Below are 11,032 nucleotides of genomic sequence, written 5' to 3'. Positions count from 1 at the left end.
TGTGTGATATATTAAAGCCCGTGGGCTTCCATATCGAGGGAATCCACGGGCTTTGTTGCGCTTTTTTTTACAGCGCCTTTACTTTTTATGAAATTGTAGTGCTATTGTATGTTGGTATAGTAGAAAATAGCAAGCTGTGTGCGGTCACGGAGGGAGAGCTTTTCCAGGATAGTGCTGATGTAATTTCGCACTGTGCCCTCACTGAGATAAAGCAGTGAGGCTATTTCCTTGTTGCTAAGCCCTTTTGCCACCTGTTCGATTATCTCCTGCTCTTTTTCGACTATGCCGTAGTGGTCAAAATCAAAACTGCTGTGATTGGTAAGAAGCTCAGGAAGTTTACTTGCAACATCTGAGCCGAAAACTGTCTGCCCATTCATGACGGTTTCAAGGGCAGGGCATATGCTTTCAAAATCCTGCTTTAAAATATATCCCTTTGCTCCCATAAGCACAGCCTTTATAATGTATTCATCATCAGAAAATGTGGTAAGATAAAGTATCCTTGCGTCAGGGTACCCAGCAAGGATCTTTTCGCCGGCTTCAATGCCGCTCATGCCGTTCATGCGGATATCCATAAGCAGAACATCAGGCTTGAGAAGAGAATAAAGCTCTATGGCTTCCTCACCGCAGCTTCCCATGGCAAGAACTTTCACACTGCCTGTGCTTTCCAAAATGGTTTTCAGCGACACTGCCACAAGCTTGTCATCATCTATTATAACAATGTTCATGTCAATACCTCCGTTCAGTCAGGTTTTGTTTCGGCACAGACAGAAAAATGCGGAATCCCTTGCTGCCCGATGTGATGTTTATGTTTCCATTTAAAGAAGCCGCACGCTCTCGCATATTGGCAAGCCCCATGCCGTTTTCGTCTATCTTTTCGGGACAGCTTCCGTTGTCTGCGATACTAAGCTGATAAAGAGCAGGGTGTTCACGAATGATTATTTTTATGCTGTCGCCGTCGCTGTGCTTTGCAGTATTGGAAAGTGCTTCTTTTATAACGCCAATAAAGCAAAACTTCACATCTCGTGACATTCTTTCGGAAAAGTCATAATCACAGCTTACTGCAAATCTGTCTTTCAGAGGTCTTATGCAGTCTTCAACAGCAGGCTTTAGTGCGATAGAATCGTCATGAAGATCATGAACACTGCTTCGTATGCTCGTCATGGCGGTGTTCAGCGTGCCGCTCAGGTCGTTGATGGCTTCACCGACAGTTTCATCTTTGTTTATGACCGAAAGCGCACCAAGCTGTAAAATAGACCTTGTGAGCATATGTCCCACGTTATCGTGTATCTCCCTTGCAATGCGGTTACGCTCTTTCAGCGTGGCAAGATATATCTCGTAGTCTTGATTTCTCTGCATGGCTTTGTTTTTTTCTACAAGCTGGGTGGTAAGTTCTTTTGAATTGTCACGAGTATTTATGAGCATCTTTGTCAGCTTTTCGTTCAGAACGCTGCGGCTTGAAATTGTGAAGCTTACCAAAAAAAGAGCGACAAGCGGGAATATGTCTTTTTCCAGAGTGAATATATTTGCAAGTACACCTATGAATGTTAAGACCATAGCAGGGTAAAATTTTGTACAGAAAGCATCATAAAGCACCAAAGGGGCGAGTATCAAAGCTTCTTTACTGAAAATGCAAAGTGAGCTGTACGCAATAACTGAAAGGTATGCAACGGCAGAGCTTGGTTTTATTTGAAAGATAGCGGAGCATATTACAGCCAATAGCAATGTGGTGATGTTTGACGGATCTGTTCCCTCTGCAAGCATGAATGCACAGCAGCTAAGGCCTAAAAGAAACTTATCCCACAGCTTGTTCATATGGCGCTCCCCCTTTGATGTGATATCTCAATTTTAACACATTAGTGGCCGATTGTCTAGTATCGTTCTAAAATAGTTTTGCTATACTGTAAAAATCATTGACTTATACCTATAAAAAATGGTATAATGATAACAATGATAATTTCTTGTAAGGAGCTTATTTTTATGAAAGACGGTTTTATAAAGGTCGCCGCCTGCACCCCTGAGATACAGGTGGCAGACGTTGACTTCAATGTGGATAAAATAATCAGTCAACTTGAAAAGTGCAGGGAAGAGGGCGTAAAGGTCGCTGTGTTCCCTGAGCTTTGCATAACAGGTTATACCTGTCAGGACTTGTTCTTTCAGAACGCTTTGCTTGATAGGGCGATGTACGGTGCTGTGAAAATAGCGAAGAAAACTGTCAACAGCGATATGCTTGTGGCTGTTGGTATGCCTGTGAGGGCAAAGGGCAAGCTTTATAACTGTGCGGCAGTTATACAAAACGGTGAGATACTGAAATTTATACCGAAAACGCATTTACCGAATTATAACGAGTTTTATGAGGCAAGGCATTTTGCACCATATATGGGCGGCAATATCCAGCTTGAGCTTACACAGTATTTTGCCGATGACGATATGCATTCTGCACAAATGGGACAGTATGTCTTTGAGCTTGACAACTGGGAAAACAACGGCGAGCAGCCAAGCGACTGCGTGAAGATAGGCTTTGAGCTTTGCGAGGATCTGTGGGTGGCTGACCCTGTTTCAAATTATCTTGCTAAATCGGGTGCAACGCTTATTTGCAATCTGTCCGCAAGCGATGAGGTCATCGGCAAGGATTCTTACCGCAGACAGCTTGTGTCAAATCAGTCTGCAAGACTGGTGGCAGGATATATCTACTGCTCCGCCGGTGACGGTGAGTCAACGCAGGATATGGTCTTTTCGGGTCACAATATCATTGCGGAAAACGGCTCTATACTTGCAGAGAGCAGACTTTTTGAAAACGGCATAACTATATCTGAGATAGACTTCAAAAAGCTTGCGTTCGAGAGAAGAAAGATCTCCACCTATCCTGAGAGCAATTCGGTTTGGGATCAGCTAAATGAAATTTATAAGCCGTATTTTCTTGACGTTCTGCCTGTAGATTATATCACCTTTGATATGTGTGATACCAAGCTTACAAGGAAATTTTCTAAAACGCCTTTTATCCCTGCAAATCAGGCGGAGAGAAATGAGCGTTGTCACCTTATTTTGCAAATGCAATCCCATGGACTTATGAAGCGTATCGCACACACACATTCCAAAACTGTGGTCATTGGCATTTCAGGGGGACTTGATTCTACGCTTGCACTGCTTGTATGTGTAATGGCAATGGACTTGCTGAAACGTCCTCATACTGATATCGTTGCGGTGACGATGCCATGCTTTGGCACAACAAAGCGCACACGCTCCAATGCGGAGATACTTTGCGACGCTTTGGGGGTAACGTTCAGAGAGGTGGATATCTCAAAAGCAGTTTTACAGCACTTTGAAGATATTGGTCATGATTTCAATGATCACAGCGTTGTGTTCGAGAATGGTCAGGCGAGAGAGCGCACAAAGGTGCTTATGAATATCGCAAATCAGGTGAGCGGAATGGTGGTCGGCACAGGCGACCTGAGCGAGCTTGCTCTCGGTTGGGCGACCTACAACGGCGACCATATGTCCATGTACGGTGTGAACGCTTCTATCCCTAAAACGCTGGTAAGACATATCGTTCAATATTACGGCGACACCTGCACATCTGATACTCTGAGAGATGTACTGTACGATATTTTGGACACTCCTGTTTCTCCTGAGCTTCTTCCTACCGACGAGAGTGGCACTGAGATGACACAGAAAACAGAAGACCTTGTTGGTCCATATGAGCTTCATGACTTCTTCCTTTACTATGGCATACGCTGGGGCTTTGAGCCGTCAAAGGTGAAAAGGCTTGCGAAATATGCCTTTGAGGGGGATTATCCTGACGAGGTAATAGACAAGTGGCTCAAAACATTCTATCGCAGATTTTTCTCACAGCAGTTCAAGCGTTCCTGCCTGCCTGACGGCGCAAAGATCGGTTCTGTTACCCTGTCACCGAGAGGGGATTGGAGAATGCCGTCTGACGCTGTGGCTAAGCTTTGGCTGGAGGATATCGACAAATAACGCAAGGTAAAAATAAAGTAACAAAATCTTTATAACTGCTCGGTTTTACAGAATTGGCTGTTCAGATATAATTATAAGTAAGGAACGGAAAACTTTTCTGAACAGTATCATTACGGAGGATTTATTATGAAATACACAGAGAAAGAGGTTTTGCAGTTTGTTGAAGAAAACGACGTAAAGTTCGTAAAGCTCATGTTCTGCGATATATTCGGTTCGCTAAAGACTATCTCTGTTATAGCAGGCGAACTGCCGAAAATATTCAGAGAGGGACTTATCTTTGACGCTTCAAAGCTCGGTGGCTTTTTGAATGTGACTGCTTCAGACCTCAGACTTTTCCCTGACCCTGATACGCTGGCGCTTCTTCCATGGCGACCGCAGCACGGCAGGGTAGTAAGATTTTTCTGCCACCTGAAATATCCTGACGGAACGGCTTTCGAGGGGGACGGCAGGTTTTTCCTCAAAACTGCTATCGCATATGCGAAGGGCAAGGGATATAACTTCCAGATAGGTACTTCATGCGAGTTTTACTGCTTTGAAAAGGACGATACTGATATGCCTACAAAGCGTCCTCACGATTATGCAGGCTATTGTGACGCTGCACCTGTTGACAGGGGAGAAAACCTTAGACGTGACATATGCCTGACACTTGAGCAAATGGATATTTTTCCAGAAAGCTCAAGACATGAAACCGGTCCGGGTCAGAACGAGATAGATTTTCAGTATTCAAACGCACTGAAAGCCGCCGATAATCTTGTGACGTTCAAGAACGTTGTAAAATCTGTGGCTGACAGAAATGGGCTTTACGCAACGTTCATGCCAAAGCCTATCGTCGATAACTGCGGATCTGGTCTGCATATAATGCTCATGTGCATGAAAGGCACGGAAAATGTTTTCAGACCTCAGCTTGGCGGACTTTCCAAAGAGGCTGAGCGCATGATAGCAGGAATACTGAAAAACGTTGGCGACATGACGCTGTTTCTAAACACCACTACAAATTCATACAAACGTTTTGGCAGTCTGCTTGCACCTAAGTACATTTCATGGTCACATGAAAATTATGCACAGCTTCTTCGTGCACCGCTTGCTGATACAGATGAGAATGGTATAATACTCCGTTCAGCAGACAACACCTGTAATCCTTACTTTGCTATGGGTCTGCTTATTTATGCCTGCATAGACGGTGTTATAAATAAGGAAGAACTTCCAAAACCTTTTAATTTCAATATAGGCTCGGCAGATGAAAACGAGCTTGCAAAGCTTGAAACACTTCCGCAGTCTTTGAAAGAGGCAGTGGAACGTGCTGAAAAGAGCGAGTTTCTTGCGGATAGGCTTCCTGAGCATATGTTGGAGCGTTTTATCGCAATAGAAAAGGAGCTTATCATAGAATATGAGAGAGCTGCCGATAAGGAGCAGTTTGAAACAGCCAGATATTTTTATCATCTGTAATGTCAGAGAAAGCTAAAAAAAGGAGGTGGGGAAATGGACAGGATACTTGTGGCTTCAAGCAATGACAAGGCAACAGCTATGCTTGTGAGTCTGTTAAAAGAAACCTTTCCCACCTGCAAGACTTCTATAGCCGCAACGGGTCTTGAAACAAGGCGTGCGGTAGGGTCAGGCAGTTATGACTGTGTCGTGATAAACTGTCCATTGTCAGACGAATATGGCAACGAGCTTGCGGAGATAGTCTGCACCTCAACTGACGCAAGCTGTGTGGCTATCGCAAAGTCGGAAAATGCGGATATCCTTGCTGATAAACTGGAAGATTTCGGCGTAATGGTGATACCAAAGCCACTAGGCAGACAGTATTTTTACCGTTCAATGAAATTTGTCAGTGCCGCAAGAAAACGTATGCTCGGAATACGGTCTGAAAATCTGAAACTGCACAAAAAGCTTGAAGAGATAAGAACGATAAACAGAGCAAAGTGCTCACTTATGCAGTATCTTGGCTTTACAGAACAGCAGGCTCATAAATATCTTGAAAAGCAGGCTATGGATAAGAGATGCACAAAGATCGAGGTGGCTCAGAAGGTCATCGAGATGTACGAGGTTTAAATGTTACATAATTGTTAAATTAATGTCACGCTATTGCAATTTACGGTGTAATGTTGTATAATAATAGAGGAAAATTTTAAATAACGGAGGTCGTTAAAAAAATGTTAGTTTCAGCTAAGGAAATGATGACAAAGGCACTTGCAGGCAAGTATGCTGTAGGTCAGTTCAATATTAACAACCTTGAGTGGACAAAGGCTATCCTTCTCACTGCTCAGGAACTGCAGTCACCTGTAATTCTTGGTGTATCTGAGGGCGCAGGCAAGTACATGACAGGCTTTAAGACAGTTGCCGCTATGGTTAAGGCAATGGACGAAGAGCTTGGTATCACAGTACCTGTTGCACTTCATCTTGACCACGGAACATATGAGGGCTGCTACAAGTGCGTAAAGGCTGGCTTCTCATCTATCATGTTCGATGGTTCACATTATCCATTTGATGAGAACCTTGCTAAGTCAACTGAACTCGTTCACGTTGCAGATCAGCTTGGTCTTTCAATTGAGTGTGAAGTTGGTTCTATCGGCGGCGAAGAGGACGGCGTTGTAGGTATGGGCGAGTGCGCAGATCCAGACGAGTGCAAGACAATCGCTGATCTCGGCGTTACAATGCTCGCAGCTGGTATCGGTAACATTCACGGTAAGTATCCAGCAAACTGGCCAGGTCTTTCATTCGAGACACTTGCTGCTATCAAGGAAAAGGTTGGCGATATGCCACTGGTACTTCACGGCGGTACAGGTATTCCTGACGATATGATCAAGAAGGCAATCTCACTTGGCGTTGCAAAGATCAACGTAAACACAGAGTGCCAGCTTTCATTCCAGGAGGCTACAAGAAAGTACATTGAAGAGGGCAAGGATCTTCAGGGCAAGGGCTTTGACCCAAGAAAGCTTCTCAACCCTGGTTTCGAGGCTATCAAGGCTAAGGTCAAGGAGAAGATGGAACTCTTCGGTTCTGTTGGCAAGGCTTAATTAATAGCTAAATTAACGTAAATAAACGGGCTGTCGTTTCGGCGGCAGCCTTTTTATGTTATTTTATTTTCCAATTAAATAGAGTGTAACCTAGATCAACCACTCACAAATAAAAACAAGGAGATTTTTTTATGGAAATTTTCAGTGCACGTCGTTTAACAAACATGGGACTTGTTGCAGCGATATACGTTGCGGCAACAATGCTTTGCAGCTCACTTGCATACGGACAGGTACAGTTCCGCATATCTGAGGTTTTGATGCTACTTTGTTATTTCAACAAGGATTACATCATTTCGCTTTCTATAGGTTGTTTGATAGTCAATCTATTCAGTACGCTCGGAATGGTGGACGTAGTATTTGGAACGCTTGCTACAGTTGTGGCAGCGGTTCTTATCTATCTGCTGAGAAACAAGGTAAATCTTGTAGTTGCGTCGCTTTTCCCGGTGATATCAAATGCGGTGATAGTTGGCTTTGAGCTGACATATGTCTTCAAGACGCCGCTTCTTGTGAACATGGGCTGGGTAGCCTTAGGCGAATTTGTATGCGTAACGATAGTTGGTGTAATACTTATCAAGGCGCTTATGAAGAACAAGTATTTCAGCAAGCTTGTGACTTTCGGCATGAGTGATCAGGCTCTTAGTGAGCAGTTTAAAAACGGGTGATGATTCCGATATAAAAATCAGCCTGACTTTTTAGTCAGGCTTTATTTTTTGGCGTTTTTATCGAAAAAACTGCGAAAAAGTATTGACAAAGTACGTGTAATATGATATAATAAATACGTTGCATTGAGCAACGTTAAATATGCGGATGTGGCGGAATTGGCAGACGCGCTAGCTTCAGGCAGCGTAACGACAGTGAATTTATTTGCTTGGCTGCTTTCTGGTTCATCATAAATGTGGATTAGTGTGATAAGCACCCACCTCGGTTTTGGATTTGAGCCGAGTAAAAGTTTCAAATTTTTATATGCGGATGTGGCGGAATTGGCAGATGCGCTAGCTTCAGGCAGCGTAACGACAGTGGATTTATCTGCTTGCCGATTTCCTGTTCATATATCATGTGGAGCTGTTTGTGAAAAGCCCACCTCGGTTTTAGATTTGAGCCGAGTAAGAAGTTTCAAATTTTTATATGCGGATGTGGCGGAATTGGCAGACGCGCTAGCTTCAGGTGCTAGTGATCGCAAGGTCATGTGGGTTCAAGTCCCGTCATCCGCACCACGAAAAGCTCGATTTTATCGGGCTTTTTTCTTTTGCTCCAGTAAAAATAAATGGGCAGACGCGCTGGCTCTAAGAACGGTTTTTAACTGATTTTATGCTAAAACGCACTACCATAGCTAATGCGTCTGTCGGTTAATATATTCATATATGCAACGAAAAATCCGCAGGCGATACTGCGGATTTCGTTTTAATTTCTATGCTATTTCTAATTCGTCCGTTGGTTCAATAAACACGCTGACAGTTCCATTAAACTCTCCGTTCATCTCGAACCTGATGTCAAGACTTTTATCTTCGTTTTGATGAATGAAAATCCGCTTGACTAACATTCTTAGATTGATATCCGAAATCGTACCCTCGGACAGGATTTCATCAAGTATCTGTGTTGTGTTTTTAAGCTGTTCTTTTCTCTGTTTGCAGATTTTGTCATACTCTTTAAGATCAGTTATCCGTTTTTCAATAGCGGATATTTCTTCTTCACGCTTTGTAATCATATTGTTGTAGACCTGCGAGTGTTCTCTGTCTCCAATACGTTCAATTATCAAATCTTCAATCTGCTGTCTAAGCGATAAAATTTTATCATTGAGCTGCTGTATCTGACGTTCGTACAGCGGCTTTTTCTTTACCCAATCCTTGACGATCTTGTTGTAGCGCTCGCTTTCGACAAGTATTGTTTCACGAAGTCCTCGGACTTCATCTTCGATCAAAGCGTCAAGCTGATTTTCACGGACTGTGTGCGGAGTACAGTATTGCTTGCCGTAGCGGTGTGCGCTGTTGCAAGTGTATTCAACGTACTCTTTGCCTTTCCATTTTCTTGTGCGAGCTACAAAGCAAGCCCCGCAGTCGGAGCATTTTATTAATCCGGAATAGCGATGAAGATTCCTGCCATTTTGCGAACGTGGATTAATCTGTGAACGCTGTTCCAGTAAAAACTGTGCCTGTTTCCAAGTTGTTTCATCAATTATTGGTTCGCAGAAATTCTCATGGCGATACTGTTCTTCGGGCGGAATGAAAGTTTTGGTTTTGTATATTTTTGAAGTTACTGTCTTATGATTAACCATTGTGCCAATGTATAATTCATTTGTGAGAATGCGTTTGACTGCTGTTTGTACCCACAAGTATTTTTTAGAGATGTCGGGTTTCCAATCTGCTAGCTTTCTGCGCTGATAGTATTCTGGTGATTTTATTCCACGTTCGTTCATCTTCTTTGCGATTGTGGTCAAGCCGTAGCCGTCAACGTATAGCTTGAATACTTCCTGCACTATCCAAGCTGTTTCATCGTCTACCAAAACAGTATTTGTGTTTCGGTCACGCTTGTAACCGAGGGGTAAGGACTCTATCAGACCTTTTCCTTTCTGCTTTTGACGTACACCTGCTTTTACTTTTTTGCTGATGTCCTTAGCATAAAAATCGTTGAAGATCTGCTTGAATCCAATCATCAAATCGTCATTCTCGTTACTGGAATCAATGCCCTCAGTCACAGAATAGACCTTGACATTGTTCTGTCGCAAGTGATCTATGAACAGTTCCGTTTGAGTACGGTGTCTGCCAAGTCTTGATAGATCCTTGACCAGAACTACATCAATTTTACCTTCGTCAACAGCAATTTCAAGTTCTCCTAAGCCTTTTCTGTTAAACGTCATTCCTGAAACATTGTCATCAAAGCTCTCTCCGACGATTTCGTAACCATTCTGCTCAGCGTAATCAACTAAAATCTGTCGTTGATTTTGCAGACTGTTCATTTCCTCATCTTCGTCACGAGATAATCTGTAGTATAGCCACGCTCTCATTTTATCGACCTCCTTTAAATTCGGCAGGCACGCTATGGTGTGTCTGCGTTACCTATCTGAACTTCGTTCAGATTGACACTACCACAAGCCGACCTGAAAGTCCAGCGATTACGCTGTTTTATCAACAAGTTCTACCTTTTCAATAAAATCGGAGTCGGAGCATTTGGACATACTATCTGAATTCAAATAGTCGTTAATCATGGACTCCATGAAGGTATCAAATGTCTTTCCGTCGCCATTATAGATAACAGTGACTGAATTGATTTTCGGGATTTCTCTTTGTCTTGGCATATTTTTATCGCCCTCCTTACTGTCTTTTCAGTTTCTTTTTCTCTGATTTTTAAACTGATCATTTTTAATCATTCCTTTCTTAAAATTTCGTTTGACATCATCAACAACGCCCGCAATTATGCCGATTTCACGCAGTTTTTTGCACTTACGACCCCTCAATCATTCAAAGCTCAAATTTATGACCCCATAAAAATTATGCACAATCATTTTGCTGAAACTGCGTGTTTTCGGCATTTTTGCGGCGAGCTTTGCTCGTCCGCTGTGAACGTTTAGGGGGCTACGACCCCGAAACTTTAACTTGCAATGAAATATTTTACTTTGCTTTAACTGCTGCATATCTGGTATTTGTGCAGATTAACAACTGCCTTTTTATTATCAGAATTAAAACCTCTCACACATATCGCCCACAGCGGCTAACAAATCGCCTGTGTCGGCTTTTGAAATGCTTTGGCTAAACTTACCCGACAAAAATTCAAGCCCGCAAATCGGCTTACGTTGCGTTGACAGTAACCTTGAAATGTTGACAGTAACTTTATCCGATTTCAGTTACTGTCACACCTGCTGTCATCATCGTAAACCAAGCATTTTCAAGGGTTTGCGAGGTATTGCTTATGCGCTCCGTTGACAGTAACGACAGTAGAATTTTTACTGTCACTACTGTCACGCTCATGGTCGTAATGAAGAATTATCAGTCTGCCGTTTCTTGTTCGCTTGTACTGAAAATCAATTCCAAACTTTTTGAGAGTGT

At 42.9% G+C, this 11,032-nt stretch carries 9 protein-coding genes and 1 tRNA gene; 6 read left to right on the top strand and 4 right to left on the bottom strand.

Annotated elements, in window-relative coordinates; translation table 11 throughout:
• Positions 1-101: 101 nt before the first annotated feature.
• Positions 102-725 carry a response regulator transcription factor gene (locus AB5627_RS13980; protein WP_022288383.1) on the bottom strand — a complete coding sequence of 208 codons (624 nt, stop codon included), beginning with the start codon at positions 723-725 and terminating at the stop codon, positions 102-104.
• A gap of 1 nt (position 726) precedes the next feature.
• Positions 727-1,812, bottom strand: a complete 1,086-nt coding sequence (locus AB5627_RS13975; protein ID WP_368369908.1) for a sensor histidine kinase — start codon at positions 1,810-1,812, stop codon at positions 727-729.
• A gap of 165 nt (positions 1,813-1,977) precedes the next feature.
• On the opposite strand from AB5627_RS13975, the gene AB5627_RS13970 reads away from it, so the two are divergent.
• The 6 genes from AB5627_RS13970 to AB5627_RS13945 all read left to right on the top strand — a co-directional run bounded on the left by AB5627_RS13970 (position 1,978) and on the right by AB5627_RS13945 (position 8,206).
• A complete protein-coding gene (locus AB5627_RS13970) occupies positions 1,978-3,975 on the top strand; it encodes an NAD(+) synthase (protein WP_265291091.1) in 1,998 nt (665 codons plus the stop codon).
• A gap of 126 nt (positions 3,976-4,101) precedes the next feature.
• Positions 4,102-5,421 (top strand): glutamine synthetase family protein, encoded by a 1,320-nt coding sequence (locus AB5627_RS13965; protein WP_118054551.1) that lies wholly within the window; start codon positions 4,102-4,104, stop codon positions 5,419-5,421.
• 33 nt (positions 5,422-5,454) lie between these two features.
• Positions 5,455-6,027, top strand: coding sequence for an ANTAR domain-containing response regulator (locus tag AB5627_RS13960; protein ID WP_022288387.1), 573 nt, complete (start codon positions 5,455-5,457; stop codon positions 6,025-6,027).
• Positions 6,028-6,128: 101 nt separating this feature from the next.
• Positions 6,129-6,992 (top strand): class II fructose-1,6-bisphosphate aldolase, encoded by an 864-nt coding sequence (fba, locus tag AB5627_RS13955; RefSeq protein WP_038671333.1) that lies wholly within the window; start codon positions 6,129-6,131, stop codon positions 6,990-6,992.
• A 131-nt stretch (positions 6,993-7,123) separates the two neighbouring features.
• A complete protein-coding gene (locus AB5627_RS13950) occupies positions 7,124-7,654 on the top strand; it encodes a QueT transporter family protein (RefSeq protein ID WP_022288389.1) in 531 nt (176 codons plus the stop codon).
• A gap of 465 nt (positions 7,655-8,119) precedes the next feature.
• A tRNA-Leu gene (locus AB5627_RS13945) sits at positions 8,120-8,206 on the top strand.
• 194 nt (positions 8,207-8,400) lie between these two features.
• Here AB5627_RS13945 and AB5627_RS13940 read toward each other — a convergent pair.
• Together AB5627_RS13940 and AB5627_RS13935 are read right to left on the bottom strand one after the other, a co-directional pair.
• A complete protein-coding gene (locus AB5627_RS13940) occupies positions 8,401-9,993 on the bottom strand; it encodes a recombinase family protein (protein WP_265291090.1) in 1,593 nt (530 codons plus the stop codon).
• A gap of 108 nt (positions 9,994-10,101) precedes the next feature.
• On the bottom strand, positions 10,102-10,284 hold the full coding sequence (locus tag AB5627_RS13935; protein WP_022286812.1) for a hypothetical protein: 183 nt from the start codon (positions 10,282-10,284) through the stop codon (positions 10,102-10,104).
• Positions 10,285-11,032: the final 748 nt, after the last annotated feature.

Source organism: Ruminococcus sp. RTP21198st1_G1_RTP21198_201120, assembly GCF_040924265.1.
Lineage (GTDB): Bacteria > Bacillota > Clostridia > Oscillospirales > Ruminococcaceae > Hominimerdicola > Hominimerdicola aceti.
This window is presented reverse-complemented; position numbering and strand designations above follow the sequence as displayed.